Genomic DNA, 14,070 nt, shown 5'->3' on the forward strand with positions numbered 1-14,070 from the left:
CCGCTCACCCGCAGCCCGCCTGCCCGCCCGCAGTTGGTGGAGGCTCTGGCGCGGCGAGGCGACGAACTCCATCGCGCCCAGCACGTGCGCGACCATGGCCCGCACGTCCCAGGCCGGGCAGTCGGTCTGCCGGGACCAGTCCTCGGGGCCCAGCGATCGGACCAGGTCCACGAAGCGGGAGTACTCGGCTGCGGCCAGGGCCGCGGCCTGGCGTCGATCTAAGCCGTGCGGCGACCGGGTCGCCGTCGATGCGCTGGGCATCAGGACCTCCTGGGAATGCGGTTGTGCCAGTGGGCGAAGAACATCTCCATGGCCTCGTCGATCAGTTTGAGCCAGCGGTCGCCGCCGGGATCGTTGGAGATCTGCTGGTCGGCCAGCCCGGTGGTCAGGGCGGTGAGCATGTCCAGCGCCGCCGGGTCGTCGATGCCGATCTCCACCAACCGCGCCCGGATCGTCTCCAGCGCTTGCACCGCCAGCGCGTAGGAGCCGGTGGACGGCTCGAAACCGGGAATCGTGCGCTGGAACAGCAGCTGGTAGCGGACCGGATCCTCGGTGCAGAACTCGATGAACATCCGGCTGCCCACACGCAGATCCGCCTGCGGATCGCCGGTGACCACGAGCCGCGACCCGCGCCTGAGGAACTCCTGGCAGCCCTGGGCGAACATCGCGTCGTAGATGGCGTTCTTGGAGTCGAAGTAGGAGTAGACCGACGGGGCCCGCATCCCCACCTTGCGAGCCACGTCCCGCAGCGTGAGCCCGGCCAGGCCCTCGGTGCGGGCGATCTGCCAGGCCGCCTCGAGGATCTCGGCCTTCGTCCGCTCATGGCGTTCGGTTCTTCTATCGCGGATCGGTTCTCCTAACACGATGAGAAATGTCGCATGGCGTTCGGCCGGCGTCAAGGCGGTCGGGGCGTTGAGCTGCCTGAGGTGTGACCGGTCGCCGCCGCGAAGTGTGGCCATCGCCGTCCTAACGCAGGTCTCCTCTACAAGTCCCGATTCATCACGCCAGCCGGGGAGCGCTCGAAGATGGGCCAAGTCGCCGGATTCTGGGCAGAAATGAGCGTTGACCCTCCATCTGGGCCGGTGCTACTAATGAAGGGTTCCTGCGTAAGTGGGTAGAGGAGGAACGAGCCTGATGTCGTTCGGGCACGTGGGTGAGATCGGGCGGGCGCTGGTCTCTGACCTGTCATGGACGACGTCCGGCGACTACTGGGGTCCGGTCGGGCACGACTCAAGGGTCGGCGGCGAAGGACGGAACGACGCCCTCCCACCGACCGCTGACGCCGTCACACACGCCAAGGGCGTGAAGCCCACGCCCTGGCGGAGATCCAGCTCTACACCGGCGACCGCCCCTCCACCGTCGATGTCAGGCGAGAGCCGACGACGCCACCATCATCATCTGTCCCAGGAGGCCCGGTAGTGATCGTCCCCAAGCCCCTGCAGTACGAGGCCGGCCCCGGCCGCTTCGTCATCGACCGGAGAACTGCGCTCACCGCCGATCCCGCGCTCGGCGAGGTCGCGGCCTGGCTGCGCGGCGAGCTCAGCCCGGTCACCGGCGGCGAGCTGCTGCCCAGCAGTCCGGGCCCGGCGACGATCAGGCTCGGCCTCGACGACCTGCCGCCCGAGGCCTACCGGCTGACCGTCGCGCCCGACAGGGTCGCACTCGACGCCGGGTCGGCGGCCGGGGCCTTCTACGGGGCGCAGACGCTGCGCCAGCTCATGCCGCCCGACGCCTTCCGCAGGGCGGGGTCCGGCGGACCGCTGGAACTGCCCGCCGTACACGTGGAGGACCGCCCGCGTTTCGCCTGGCGCGGCGCGATCCTCGACGTCGCTCGGCACTTCATGACCAAGGCGGACGTGCTGCGCTTCATCGACCTGATGGCTCTGCACAAGCTGAACGTCCTGCACCTGCACCTGACCGACGACCAGGGCTGGCGCATCGAGATCAAGCGCTACCCGCGCCTGACCGAGATCGGCTCCTGGCGCGAGGAGAGCCAGGTCGGCTGGATGGGCGAGATGGACGGCCTACCGCACGGCGGTTTCTACACCCAGGACGACATCCGGGAGATCGTCGCCTACGCCGCGCGCCGCCACATCTCGGTCGTACCCGAGATCGACCTGCCTGGGCACACCCAGTCGGCCATCGCCGCCTACCCCGAGCTGGGCAACCTCGACACCCCGCTCGACGTGCGCACCACCTGGGGGGTCGGCCTCAACGTGCTGAACGTCGAGGACGCCACGATCGCCTTCTTCAAGAATGTCTTCGACGAGGTGCTGGACCTGTTCCCAAGCCCGTACGTGTGCGTCGGCGGGGACGAGTGCCCCAAGGACCAGTGGCGCGCCAGCCCGTCGGCCCACCGCCGCATCGCCGAACTGGGGCTGCGCGACGAGGAGGAGTTGCAGAGCTGGTTCATCCACCAGTTCGACGAGTACCTGGCCGAACGAGGGCGGCGCCTGGTCGGCTGGGACGAGATCCTGGAGGGCGGGCTCGCTCCAGGGGCGATGGTGGCCGCCTGGCGGGCCGACCTGGGCGCGGTGGCCGCCGCCCGCGCCGGGCACGACGTCGTCAACTGCTCCAACACCGCCGTCTACTTTGACTATCGGCAGAGCGAGCGCGAGGACGAGCCCGTGCCGTTCAGGACCGTCCTCACCCTCGAGGACGTCTACGCCTTCGAACCCATCCCGGCCGAACTGCGCGGGGACCCTGCCGCCGAACGCGTCCTGGGGGCCCAGTGCGGGATCTGGACCGAGCTGATCGACTCCACCCGGCACGTCGACTACATGGCCTTCCCCCGGCTGGCGGCGTTCGCGGAAACCGTATGGTCAGGACCCGAGCGGGACCTGCCTGACTTCCGCCGCCGCCTGGCCGCCCACCTGCCGCGGCTGGACGCGATCGGGGTGGAGTACCGGCGCGAGTCCGGCCCGTTGCCCTGGCAGAGGCGGCCGGGGGTGCCCGGCAGACCGGAGGAACCGGCGCAGTGGCAGGCAACGCTCGACGCCTGGACCGCCAACCTCCGAAACCCCCGATGAGCATGCGAACGGCGGGCCCCGCTCTGGCAAGCCGAGCTGCTGACCTGTGGCATCGCACTGCGCCCTGGCGCTGGCTCACGCCGAGCACGGTCCTCATCGCGTGTGTCGTCGGCTTTCCCGCCCTGTACATGGTCTGGATGTCCTTCCTCGACGTCAGCAGGATCGGGCTGGTCAGGGGCGTGGCCGGGCTGGACAACTACGTCAGGCTCCTCCGGGAGGACGCGCTCGGCCTCGTGGTCGGCAACACGCTGCTGTGGCTGGTGATCGTCGTCGGGCTGACCATGCTGCTCTCGCTCGCGCTGGCGCAGTTCCTGTCCAAGGACTTCTTCGGCCGGAAGTTCGTCAGGCTCGCGCTGGTGGTGCCGTGGGCGACCTCGCTGGTGATGACCGCGACCGTGTGGCGCTTCATCTACGAGGGAGGCAACGGCCTGCTCAACCGCCTGCTGATGGATCTGTCGATCATCTCCGCGCCAGTCGACTGGTACAAGGACCCCTCCACGGCGCTGTATTCGATCATGGCGGTCGGGATCATCACCTCGATGCCGTTCACCACGTACGTGTTGCTGTCCGGGTTACAGACGGTGCCGCACGACGTGCTGGAGGCCGCGAAGATCGACGGTGCGAGCGCGTGGGCGTCCTGGCGGCGGGTGACGCTGCCGATCCTGCGGCCGTCGCTCATGATCGCGCTGGTCCTCAACATGCTGCACGTCTTCAACGCGTTCACCGTCATCTGGGTGATCATGGGCAAGACGTCGGGGAACCACGCCGACACGACCGTGACGTGGCTGTACAAGATCGCGTTCACCGCGCAGCTCGACGCGGGTGAGGCGGCGGCGCTCGGCGTCCTCAACGTGGTCTTCCTGCTGCTGCTCATCCTGGCCTTCGTGCTGGTGCTGCGGCCGCACCGCAACCCTGCGGCCGGCGACAGTGCACCCGCGACCCCGCCGGCCGCGCCCGCGGAGGAGCGCCCCACCGTCTCCCCGCGGCGCCCGGCAGCGGCCACGCGTAACAGGCCGGTGCTGATGCGGGCGGGCCGTGGGTGGACGCGGATCCGCCCCGTCGTGCTCCCGGTCATCGGGTTCGCGGTGGCGATGTTCTTCATCGCGCCCTACGCCGCGATGTTGTTCGGCTCGCTCAAGACCGACGCCGAACTGTTCGCCGTCCCGGCGAACTACCTGCCCGACAGCTGGGCGTGGTCCAACTACGCCGACGTGTGGCAGCGCATCCCGCTGGCCGACTACTTCCGGGTCAGCCTCACCATCGCGCTGGCCTCCACGGCGCTCGTGCTGGTCGTCGCCGCCCCGGCCGCCTATGTGCTGGCCCGCTCCAGTTTCAGGGGACGGACGGCGTTTCTCAGCGTGATCCTCGTGACGCAGATGTTCCCCGCGGTCGCGCTCCTCGTCGGGTTGTACCGGCAGGCGCTGCTCGTGGACGGGATCAACAGCTACGGCGTCATCATCGCCATCAACGCGGCCTTCAACCTCGCCTTCGCCGTGTGGATCCTGCACGCCCACTTCAGCTCGATCCCCGTGGAGATCGACGAGGCCGCCATGATGGACGGTCTCGGCAAGTTCCGGATCATGCTGCGCATGATCCTCCCGCTGGCCGCGCCCGGCCTCGTCACCGTGATGATCTTCACGTTCATCCAGGTGTGGAACGAGTTCGTCATCGCGCTGACGCTCTTCAACGACCCGGCGAGCGGCCGCGTGCCTCTCACGGTCGGCGTCCAGCAATTCATCGGCCTCTACGAGACCAACTACCAGTACCTCTTCGCCGCGGCGCTGATGGCGATCGTGCCGGCGGTGATCCTTTTCGCGCTCATCGAGAAGCATCTGGTGAGCGGCCTCACCGCAGGCAGCACCAAGTGACAACGAGAAAGACCGGTGTGAGATGACCTCCAGAAGAAGACCACGGCTCGGCGGCCTGGCAGCGATCGCCAGTCTCGTGCTCGCGCTGACCGCGTGCGGCAACGGGTCGGGCGGCGCCTCGGGCGGCGGCGAGCAGCACTCCATCAAGCTGGTCGTCGCCCAGTACACCGAGGGCACGCGACCCTACTGGGACGAGCTGATCAAATCCTTCGAGGCCGAGCACCCCGGCAAGAACGTCGACCTGCAGGTGATCGACTGGGGGAACCTGCAGAGCCAGGTCAACACCATGGTCCAGACCAAGCAGTTCCCCGACATCCTGAACATCAACGTCTTCGCCGACTACGCCGAGGCCGGTCTGCTGTACCGCGCCGAGGAGGTGGTGTCCAAGGAGGTGCTGTCGGACTTCCTGCCGTCCTTCGCCGAGAACGCCTCCTATGACGGCGCCCAGTACGGCCTGCCGTTCGTCGCGACCGTCAACGGCATGTACTACAACAAGACGATCCTGGAGAAGGCCGGCTTCGACAAGCCTCCGGCCACGTGGGAGGAGTTCCGCGCGGCGGTCAAGGCGATCAAAGCGCTGCCCGGCGGCTACGTACCGTACGCGCTGGCGCTCGGCGCCGAGGGCGGCGACTACGAGTTCGGCACCTGGATGCGCGCCAACGGCGGCGACTGGCGCACCGACGGCAAGTGGACCGTCAACGGCGAGCGCGCCGTCGAGACGCTGGAGTTCCTCAAGTCGCTGATCCAGGACGGGTACACCCAGCCGAACCCGGGCCAGACCAACCGCGCCGACGGCACATGGCCGCTGTTCGCCCAGGGCAAGGTGGGCATGGTGTACGCGTCTTTCGGGACGCGAGCCTTCCTCGACCCGGTTGAGAAAGCAGGGATCAAGTACGGCGCCACGACTCACCCCACCAACCACGGAGCTCAGCCGGCCACGCACGGCATCCAGGACTACCTGATGGCCTTCAAGAAGGACGGCAACCAGCCGCTGGTCCGTGAGTTTCTCGACTACTTCTACAAGGCCGACAACTACGCCAAGTACCTGAAGGTCGAGGGGCTGCTGCCGACGACCGCGTCCGCCTCGGCGATCATGCGCAAGGACCCGAAGGTCAGTCCCATCGTCGACATGGTGGCCAAGGCACGATTCGACCCGACTTCGCAGCCGGTCTGGGCCGAGTTGCGCGGCACGGTGGCCGCGGAGCTGGGCACCGCTCTCGCACCCGGCGGCGACCCACGCGCCGTCCTCAACAAGTTCCAGCAGATCGCCGAGCGTTGAGCATCCCTACGAGCATGGCCTCGACCCGATCGCCGCTTTCGGCCTTGGCCGGGCATGCTCGAAAAGGTCAGCGGGGGCCGGTGAGACGGACATCGCCCTGCGCGGATAGGACGAAGACCTGCCAGTTGTAGTACGCGTAGAAGCTGCGCGAGTCGCGCTTGATCTGGCGGGCGTGCGCGAGGACGGCATCCACGTACCGGGTGTCGTGGTTGTAGGCGAACACCGCACGCCGGTAGTCTCGCGGCGCCCCCGACGCCTTGAGGTAATTGGCCGCGGCGAGTACTGCGTCACCCGCGTCGTGGACGTCCCCGCCCAGCCCGTACTGCCGCCACGTGCCCGGCATGAACTGCATGGGCCCTTGTGCCCCGGTGGAGCTCGCCGACCTGACCCGTCCGAACTTCGTCTCGACGAGCATGATCGCAGCGAGGACCTCCCACTCAACGCCGAACCGCTTCTCGGCCCGCACCATGGAGCCGCGCAAGCGCTCGGCGGGCAGCGGCTCCGTCAGGCGCATCCGATTGCGCTGCGCCGCACTGATCGGACGGGCCATGGACAGCAGTTTCCCGATGGCCGTGGTGTTGTCGCGCGCCTCAGCGGCCAGCCCCTTCGGCAACCGCGTGACGACCCCCTGGGTCAGCGCCGTGCTCCGGGCCATCGCCCGGTAGATGCGCTGCTGATGAAGGGAGAGCAGCACGACGTCCTGCGGCGGCCGCTCCTGCGCCCCCTTGTCCCAGCCGTCGATCGCCTCGTTCAGCGCGGCGGTCGTCTTCTTGAGAGCACTGGCCAGCTTGACGGGGTCGGTGGGAATGCGGACATCAGGCGCGGGCACCTCCATGGCTCGCGCCTGCGGGGAGGGCGTCTGGGTGGCACTCGGGGCGGTGGTCTGGGCGGGCCGCCCTGGTGCCGTCGATCCGTCCGCCTCACCGCCACATCCCGTGAGGACGGCTACGAGGGATGCCGCGATCATGACGTGGACCGATCTCATGACGCCCTACCGTATCGCCTGGATCACCCGCAGGAGGGAGGGCTTCGCCCGCTTCCCGGTAGGCCTGTACTGCTATGACCCGGACGCGGCCTCATCCGCCTGCGCTGCGGGCACCAGCCGCACCGTGACGGCGGCGCCGTACATCGCCGACCGCTCTGATACCGGGCTGTCGCCGTCCTGACGCCGCCGCTGACATACGACGGGAAGGAGCCGGCCGGGCACGACCCCGCGGCCGCGTCGTGCAGACAGTCGATGAAAGTGGTGCTCGGCCCTGGGCCCAGCGTCAGGAGCTGCCGGCCACCAACCCGGCCCGGCGGCTGGAGCGCCGCAAGCTCGCCCGCCGCGGCGACCGCGCCATCCCGGCCGCCCGGCTGGAGAGGCTCTTCACCGACACCGGCCACGCCCTACGCGAACGACTGCTGTGGCGGCTCCTGTACGACACGGCCGCCCGCGCCGAGGAAATCCTCTGCCTCAACGTCGAGGACCTCGACCTGGAGTTCGCGCCCGCGTCGTCTCCAAGGGCGGCGCCATCGAGTACGTGCACTGGGCCACCCCCAACCGCGCGGCAACGGGGTCGGCGCGCCCTACCGTGATCATTACTGGCCTATGCGTCCATCGATCCGCTCGCGCAACAGGTCGACGTGACCCATGTGGCGGCCATACTCCCAGATCATTCCGACCAGCACCTCGCGCAGCGACATCGCCCCTCCACCGCCGCCATGCTGATTCAAGGGATCGTCGCCGGTGATGTCGAGACTGGGCGCCTCGGCCACGAGTCGCGTGGCGAAGTCCACCTCCGTACGCCATGCCTCCCACGCCTGCGTGACTACATGGGGGTCGGCGACAGCACCATCGAAATCACCGTCACGGTCGATGTCGGAGCAGAACAGCGGAGGCACGTCCTGTCCCGCCATCATCTCCCGGAACGTCCGACGCTCCATCTCGGCCAGGTGTCGCACCAGCCCCAGGAGCGACATCGTCGATGGTTCAACGGCACGCCGCGCCATGGCCTCCGCATCAAGCCCTGAGCATTTCATCTCCAATGTGAGGCGTGCACAGCGCAGGGCTTCGACCAGCGTGACGCGCTCGTCGCCCAACGTTGGTCCGTTCTCACGCGGGTCGTCGTCAGACGGCTTGCCGTCCTCGGTGAACATGTCGGCTCGTCGAGTCGTGGCCATGGCCGCAATCATCGGCGATGCGCATGGCGGCCGGCAACGGATTAACGACACCTGCACTCATGGTCAACGGGTTCGGGCGTGGCCCTACTCGTGATCACTTAGGGTAATCATCATCTTGGTCGGAAAGGATCAGTACCCACCACAGGGTGGTGCCGTTGAACGTCGTCGAGGCACGTCAGGCGAGTAGACCCCAGCATGCCGAGCATGGTGGGGTCCGGCGCGAAGGCATTCGAGCGTGTGGAGAGGTGATCGATCAGCGATGGGCCGTTGCGATGAGGCGTCATGGCGGCCGCCCCCCGGTTCAGGGCTTTCAGACCAGGAGACCCAGGGTTTCGGGCGCTTCCCAGGCCGTCAGCTGCCGCTCAGGATCAGTTTCCGCCTGCGCGCACTGGTTGATCAGTTCGGCGAGGGCTTGCCGGTCCTGCGGCGACGTCCTCGTCGCCCAGTTCACGTACCCGCCGTTGCAGCTCTTCCTTGAGTTCCGCGAACTGCGTTCGGGTCATCGGCTCGTTCATCGCAACGGTCTCCTCGATGATTTGCAGGAGCTGCCGGATGGAGGGTTCGGCGTTCCGGCCCAGGTTGTTCAGGGCGTCCACTAGCCGGGCGCGCAGGTCGCAGGCATTGCGGATGCGCTCTTCCACGACCTCGAGCTGGCGGTGAAGCAGGCCGGTCGGGTCGGGCTCGCCGTCCAGGAGCGTCCCGATCTCCTCCAGCGAGATGCCCAGGCTGCGTAGCGCAACAATGCGGTGCAGGCGCAGGACGTCGCCGCTGGTGTAACTGCGATGCCCGCCCTCGGTCCGCGACAGCGGCGACAGCAGGCCGAGTTGGTGCAGCGTCCGGACTGTGAGCCCGGTCTCGCGGGCCAGCTCGCCGATCCGCCATGTCCCTTCAGGTCGTGACATGCCTTCCCCTCGCTTGGTGATGCATGATCGAGCTTAGAAACTGACGTAACGTCAGGTTCAACTCATGTGAGGGCCAGCCGAACATCTCTCCCACCCGGGCGCTGACGAACATCGGAACGAAGGTCCCGCTAAGCAGCGGGCGGGCGATGTCTTACCGCTACATTTCGCTCCGATGAGCTGGCCGTTCTTCCTGGCCCTCCACTCGGGTCCGTGCGACCAGCCGTAAAGTAACTCTGAGGGCGGTCGCGGGGCCGGTCATGCCGCCACGACCGGTCCGCATGCGTGTCAGATGCCGCACACCTTCTTGGTCAGCGCCTCCGACTTGTCCATCTGGTCCTGCTCGGCCTTCAGCGCCTCCATCGGGTCCTCGCCCGCGTCGCTCGCCTCCTTCACCTTCGCCGCCAGCTCGACGTTAATCTCCAAGGCCTGCTTGAGGTCGGCAGACTCGGTCTTATCGACCAGCTTGGCGCTGAGTTCCCCGGCCCCCTGGATCAAGCCGACCGCATCCGGCGCGGCGCCGGTCTCGGTGTCCTTCAGGTACGCGGCGATCTCGGCGCAGGCGGGGTCGGCGCCGATGTCAGACGACGGCTTCTCCGGCTGCTGCGTCTTCTCCGACGCAGCAGCGGCCGGCTGTGTGGCGGCCGCGGGTTCGGACTTGGCGCCGCACCCGGTCAATACGATGAACCCCGCTATCCCCAGGGCGACAATGCCCGTCAGCTGCTTGCTCACTGCCCATCCTTTGCGATGTCGAACGGTGTCGTCGCCGACGATCGGGGATAGTGATCAACGTGGCATAGACAGCTGGTTGACAGGCGCGTCCTATCTGGGTCCGGGCGACCGGTCGAGGGCCGGCCGTACGCGCACTCAGACGAACGCAGAACGATGTCAGAGACTGTGCGGAGAGCATGTCAGCCGAGGTGGGCGTAACTGTGCAGTTCAGGCGGGCCAGGGCGGGTTGCCACACCCTGCGCCCGCTGTCCCCCGCCGGCTCGACCGGGGCATCGGTGCGCAAGGCGATCAGCTCGGTGATCTCCCTTATGGAGGCGCTGTTGCCATCGTCACGACCGCTACGCACCGACGCACAGCGCTTCCGGGACGCCCTCCTCGCCGTAGCACGCGATGCATTCCTCGCCGGCGAGGCCGATGCGCACGTCGAGGACATCGCCCGACGGATGATCCGCCTGTCATCCGTCCTTGACGCCCGTGATACTCAAGAGTTGTCGAGGCGGGGAAACGTGACCTCTTGCAGGATGAGGCGAAGGGCCGCCGCGATGGGAATGGCGAACAGGGCGCCGACGATCCCCAGCAGAGTGGCGCCGACGGTGACGGCGATGAGGGTGACCACTCCGGGGACCTCGACGGCTGTGCCCATGATACGCGGGACCAGGACATAGTCCTCGAAAAGCCGGTATGCCACGACGTAACCGGCGGTGGCCAGCGCGACCGGGAGGGAGACCGACAGGGCCACCAGGGAGATCACGACGCCGCCGATGATGGAGCCCACGACGGGGACCAGGTCCATGAGCGCGACGAACAGCGACAGGAGCAGCGCGTACGGGACATTGAAGAGGAACAGCCAGATGAACGTGAGAACGCCGGCGACCGCGGAGGTGATGAGGTTGCCGAGGACGAACCGGCCGACCTTGCTCAGGATGTCATCGCCGATGAGGATCGCGCGGGGGCGCCGGGAGTTGGGTATGCAGCGGTAGGCGGCGCCCTTGATCCGGGGCATGTCGGCGAGGAAGTAGACGGTCAGCACCAGCACGATCACCGTGGACGCGGCCGCGCCCACGACCGCCTTGCCCGCGCCCAGAAGCCCGCCGACCAGCGAGATCTCGTTCCCCCCGGTGCCCAGTTTCTGGATGACGTGCGCCAGATCGAACCGGGTGTTGAGCCGCCCGATGAACGTGTTCTGGCTCGTGGCCTCCCGGAGATAGACGGGCACCTCATGGACGAACTGCCCCACCTGGCTGACGACCACCGGGATGGCCAGCGCGAGGAACCCCCCGATCAGCGCCAGCGTCGCGACGACGATGATCGACACGCTTGCCCAGCGCGGCAGCCCCCGCCGTACCAGCCAGTTGGCGGCCGGATCGAGCCCGATCGCGATGAACAGGCCCAGCCCGATGAGCACCAGCACGTCCTTGGCCACCCCCAGCAGCAGGATCACCCCGTAGGTGGTGGCCGCCCCCGCCGCGGCCATCATTCCCACGTAGAACGGCGACCGCCGATCGAATGGCCGCCCCTGCCGGCCGAACGGCCGCTCCCTCGTGGCGGTCTCGCCGGCTGTCTCAACCGCCCGCTCGACGGTTCCCTCAGGAGCTCGCTCCGCCTTCGGATCGGACGACGCAGTCGGCTTGTCATGAGATGTCATGGCACGTCTGGCCCCCCAACACCCCAGACCATTCCCCCGTGTACGACCCCATGCGAGACAACATCGAGCTTTGCCGGAAATTGAAATCCGTGCGATCGAGAGACCGTGCGAACCTGTATCACCGGCGGTGACGGAAACGGTGCCCAGACCGTCACCGGCTGTGTGCACTACGCGAGGCGGCCAAGGAGACGCCGCTAGCCGGGGCCGGGCACATCGAGGACAACATCCGTCTCCGGCCGTACGCGGCCGCCTCACCATCACTCAAGAACTCAACCGGCATAGACGCCGAAGCTAGGGCAGGCCCGGCAAGCAGGACGAGCGGAGGATCAAATAGTTGGCTGGGGCCACCCGCTAACGGGACTTTTCGTTCGGATGCTCGTCATGCCCCGAGCGGTCCCTGCATCGGCAGGCCTACCCCTCAAGATGATGACAGGGTGAATATATACCGGCACAATGCGTCATTGCCTTCTGTTTCACGCCTACCGAGCGTCAGGTCTTGACAGGGTCCCGGCAGTAATGGCGGTAAATCCAACGATATTGCTGCTGACCTGCGAAGACTGCTGCTTGTGCCTCCTCGACGGAGATGAGGGCCTGGGTGTCGTAGAGCTGCTTGAGCGCCTCTTCGTCGGCGCCGAGCGCCTGCAGGACGGACCGGTACCTCTGAGGGGTGAGCCGGCCGTCGCCGTCACTGTCAGCGGCGGTGACGAGGGCCCCCACCCAAGGGGTGCCAGCGGAGTACGGCAGTAACGGGCCGCGGGCCGAGGTAGGCGCCGGTCGGGGCCTTGCGAGTGCTGTGTAGGTGGTGGATCGGCCGATCTTGAGGGTTCGGGCGGCTTCGGTTACGGAGACGCTGTCGTTGACGAGCCGGCGCAGGGTGGCGAGTCCGGCGGGGCCGATAACGGTGGGGCAGGGCGGATGAGGCCGCTTTCGTAGGCGAAGACCACCACCTGGGCGCGATCACGCAGCCCGAGCTTGACCAACACGCGGCTCAGATGCGTCTTGACCGTCACCTCGGCCAGATGCAACGCCGCGGCGACCTCGGCGTTGGACAGCCCGCGTGCCACCTGCATCAGCACCTCGTGCTCGCGCGCGGTCAGCTGCGCCAGCCGTACGTCCCGCTCGGCGGGCCCCGGCGTCATCTGCGGCGCGAACCTCTCCAGCACGCGGCGGGTGACGCGCGGCGACAGCGCCGCCTCTCCCGCCGCGACGTTGCGGATCGCGCTCAGCAGGTCCTGTGGCCGCGTGTTCTTCGGCAGGAACCCGGCCGCTCCGGCCTTCAGCCCGGCGAAGGCGTACTCGTCCAGGTCGAAGGTGGTCAGGATGAGCACGCGCGAGCGCGGGCTGTCGCGCACGATCCTGCGGGTGGCCTCGATGCCGTCCAGGCCGGGCATGCGCACGTCCATCAGCACCACGTCCGGACGCAGGTGCCGCGCCAGCCGGGCCGCCTGCTCACCGTCCTCCGCTTCTCCGGCCACCTCCATGTCCGGCTCGGCCTCGAAGACCATGCGGAAGGCCATCCGCAGCAGCGACTCGTCGTCGGCGATCAGCAGCCGGATCATCGTGGCGCTCCCAGGTCCAGCACGGCCGACACCCGCCATCCGCCGCCCGTCACCGGCCCGGCGTCCAGGGTCCCGCCGTAGGCGGCCACCCGTTCCCGCATGCCCGCGATCCCGCGCCCATCGCCCCGGGGCCCAGAGTGGGGCCCGGACATCCAGGTCTCGGCGTCGAGGGGCCCAGGGGCGCCAAGCACAACCGGATCGCGAACGTCGGTGACCTCCACCTCGGCACGGTGCGACGATACTTCGACCCGCACATCGGCGCGGGCCCTGGGCGCGTGCCGCAGTGTGTTCGTCAGCGCCTCCTGAACCAGCCGGTAGATCGTCAGCTGGGCGGCGGCGGGAACCGCCTCGGTGTCACCGGCCACCCGGACACACGTCGCCAGTCCGGCCGCGCGCATCCGCTCGGCCAGCGGACCGAGCTCGGCGATCCCGGGCGCAGGCTGAAGCAGCTCGTCGAGGCAGTCCTTGCCCGAGGTGGCGCGGCCGCCGCCGGTGCTCAGGGAGCGGCGCATGTCCTGCAGGGCTTGGCGTCCTGTCGCGGCGATGTGCTCCATCGCCGCCGCGGCCCGGTCCGGCGCGCTGTGGCGGACGTAGGCGGCGCTGTCGGCCAGCGCCACCATGACCGACAGGTTGTGGGTAACGATGTCGTGCATGTCACGGGTCATCCGCGCGCGTTCCTCGGCGACGGCCAGCCGTGCCTGCTGCTCGCGGTCGCGTTCCAGGGAGGTCACGTATGCCCGCCGAAGTCGTATCCACAGGCCGGTCATGAGGGCGGCGGCCGCCATCGCGCTCAGCGCGGCCGCGGTGAAGGGGAACTGGCCGGGCGGCGCCCAGCGTGCGGCGGCCAGCAGCACCCCGGCCTGTAGCGCGAGCGCCGCCGGCAGGGTGTGGCGCCA

General features: G+C 68.2%; 15 protein-coding genes. 5 read left to right on the forward strand and 10 right to left on the reverse strand.

Going from position 1 to position 14,070, the window contains the following annotated elements; all coding sequences use genetic code 11:
- Positions 1-261, reverse strand: a 261-nt coding sequence (locus tag ABZ297_RS42955) for a maleylpyruvate isomerase N-terminal domain-containing protein (protein WP_355359013.1), incomplete at its 3' end; no start/stop codon positions are given.
- A complete protein-coding gene (locus tag ABZ297_RS42960) occupies positions 261-863 on the reverse strand; it encodes a TetR/AcrR family transcriptional regulator (RefSeq protein WP_355359016.1) in 603 nt (200 codons plus the stop codon). The genes ABZ297_RS42955 and ABZ297_RS42960, both read right to left, overlap by 1 nt.
- Positions 864-1,418: 555 nt before the next feature.
- Here ABZ297_RS42960 and ABZ297_RS42965 point away from each other — a divergent pair.
- Genes ABZ297_RS42965 through ABZ297_RS42975 form a run of 3 tightly spaced genes read left to right on the forward strand, consistent with a single transcriptional unit; the run spans position 1,419 to position 6,176 of the window.
- Complete coding sequence (locus ABZ297_RS42965; RefSeq protein ID WP_355359019.1) at positions 1,419-3,029, forward strand: beta-N-acetylhexosaminidase; 1,611 nt, start codon at positions 1,419-1,421, stop codon at positions 3,027-3,029.
- Positions 3,026-4,897: an ABC transporter permease subunit gene (locus ABZ297_RS42970; protein ID WP_355359022.1), complete on the forward strand. Its 1,872-nt coding sequence runs from the start codon at positions 3,026-3,028 to the stop codon at positions 4,895-4,897. The genes ABZ297_RS42965 and ABZ297_RS42970 overlap by 4 nt, the downstream gene beginning before the upstream one ends.
- A gap of 22 nt (positions 4,898-4,919) precedes the next feature.
- On the forward strand, positions 4,920-6,176 hold the full coding sequence (locus tag ABZ297_RS42975) for an extracellular solute-binding protein (RefSeq protein ID WP_355359025.1): 1,257 nt from the start codon (positions 4,920-4,922) through the stop codon (positions 6,174-6,176).
- A 67-nt stretch (positions 6,177-6,243) separates the two neighbouring features.
- Here the strand turns inward: ABZ297_RS42975 and ABZ297_RS42980 are convergent, their stop codons facing one another.
- Complete coding sequence (locus ABZ297_RS42980) at positions 6,244-7,161, reverse strand: transglycosylase SLT domain-containing protein (RefSeq protein WP_355359028.1); 918 nt, start codon at positions 7,159-7,161, stop codon at positions 6,244-6,246.
- On the opposite strand from ABZ297_RS42980, the gene ABZ297_RS42985 reads away from it, so the two are divergent.
- A complete protein-coding gene (locus ABZ297_RS42985; RefSeq protein WP_355359031.1) occupies positions 7,160-7,342 on the forward strand; it encodes a hypothetical protein in 183 nt (60 codons plus the stop codon). The genes ABZ297_RS42980 and ABZ297_RS42985 overlap by 2 nt on opposite strands.
- A gap of 58 nt (positions 7,343-7,400) precedes the next feature.
- Positions 7,401-7,754, forward strand: coding sequence for a hypothetical protein (locus tag ABZ297_RS42990; protein ID WP_355359034.1), 354 nt, complete (start codon positions 7,401-7,403; stop codon positions 7,752-7,754).
- 3 nt (positions 7,755-7,757) lie between these two features.
- On the opposite strand, the gene ABZ297_RS42995 is transcribed toward ABZ297_RS42990, so the two are convergent.
- From ABZ297_RS42995 to ABZ297_RS43025, 7 genes are all read right to left on the reverse strand, one after another.
- The gene (locus tag ABZ297_RS42995) at positions 7,758-8,315 is read right to left on the reverse strand and encodes a DinB family protein (RefSeq protein WP_355359037.1); all 558 of its coding nucleotides are present in this window, start codon (positions 8,313-8,315) and stop codon (positions 7,758-7,760) included.
- 392 nt (positions 8,316-8,707) lie between these two features.
- A complete protein-coding gene (locus ABZ297_RS43000; RefSeq protein ID WP_355359040.1) occupies positions 8,708-9,241 on the reverse strand; it encodes a MerR family transcriptional regulator in 534 nt (177 codons plus the stop codon).
- Between the two features lie 285 nt (positions 9,242-9,526).
- On the reverse strand, positions 9,527-9,970 hold the full coding sequence (locus tag ABZ297_RS43005) for a hypothetical protein (protein WP_355359043.1): 444 nt from the start codon (positions 9,968-9,970) through the stop codon (positions 9,527-9,529).
- A 481-nt stretch (positions 9,971-10,451) separates the two neighbouring features.
- Positions 10,452-11,447, reverse strand: a complete 996-nt coding sequence (locus ABZ297_RS43010) for an AI-2E family transporter (RefSeq protein ID WP_355359054.1) — start codon at positions 11,445-11,447, stop codon at positions 10,452-10,454.
- Between the two features lie 657 nt (positions 11,448-12,104).
- Complete coding sequence (locus ABZ297_RS43015; protein ID WP_355359045.1) at positions 12,105-12,332, reverse strand: hypothetical protein; 228 nt, start codon at positions 12,330-12,332, stop codon at positions 12,105-12,107.
- A gap of 122 nt (positions 12,333-12,454) precedes the next feature.
- On the reverse strand, positions 12,455-13,174 hold the full coding sequence (locus ABZ297_RS43020; protein WP_355359048.1) for a response regulator transcription factor: 720 nt from the start codon (positions 13,172-13,174) through the stop codon (positions 12,455-12,457).
- Positions 13,171-14,070: histidine kinase (locus ABZ297_RS43025; RefSeq protein ID WP_355359051.1), on the reverse strand; the 900-nt coding region annotated here is incomplete at its 5' end. The genes ABZ297_RS43025 and ABZ297_RS43020, both read right to left, overlap by 4 nt.

Origin of the sequence: Nonomuraea sp. NPDC005983 (genome assembly GCF_040614375.1) — a bacterium.
Taxonomy (GTDB): Bacteria; Actinomycetota; Actinomycetes; order Streptosporangiales; family Streptosporangiaceae; genus Nonomuraea.

What these genes read in the sequence shown, in the direction of transcription:
- ABZ297_RS42970 (WP_355359022.1), top strand. Translation starts at nt 3,026, where the DNA reads ATGAGCATGCGAACGGCGGGCCCCGCTCTGGCAAGCCGAGCTGCTGAC.
- ABZ297_RS42975 (WP_355359025.1), top strand. Translation starts at nt 4,920, where the DNA reads ATGACCTCCAGAAGAAGACCACGGCTCGGCGGCCTGGCAGCGATCGCC.
- ABZ297_RS42985 (WP_355359031.1), top strand. Translation starts at nt 7,160, where the DNA reads ATGACGCCCTACCGTATCGCCTGGATCACCCGCAGGAGGGAGGGCTTC.
- ABZ297_RS42980 (WP_355359028.1), bottom strand. Translation starts at nt 7,161, where the DNA reads ATGAGATCGGTCCACGTCATGATCGCGGCATCCCTCGTAGCCGTCCTC.
- ABZ297_RS42995 (WP_355359037.1), bottom strand. Translation starts at nt 8,315, where the DNA reads ATGTTCACCGAGGACGGCAAGCCGTCTGACGACGACCCGCGTGAGAAC.
- ABZ297_RS43000 (WP_355359040.1), bottom strand. Translation starts at nt 9,241, where the DNA reads ATGTCACGACCTGAAGGGACATGGCGGATCGGCGAGCTGGCCCGCGAG.
- ABZ297_RS43010 (WP_355359054.1), bottom strand. Translation starts at nt 11,447, where the DNA reads ATGATGGCCGCGGCGGGGGCGGCCACCACCTACGGGGTGATCCTGCTG.
- ABZ297_RS43020 (WP_355359048.1), bottom strand. Translation starts at nt 13,174, where the DNA reads ATGATCCGGCTGCTGATCGCCGACGACGAGTCGCTGCTGCGGATGGCC.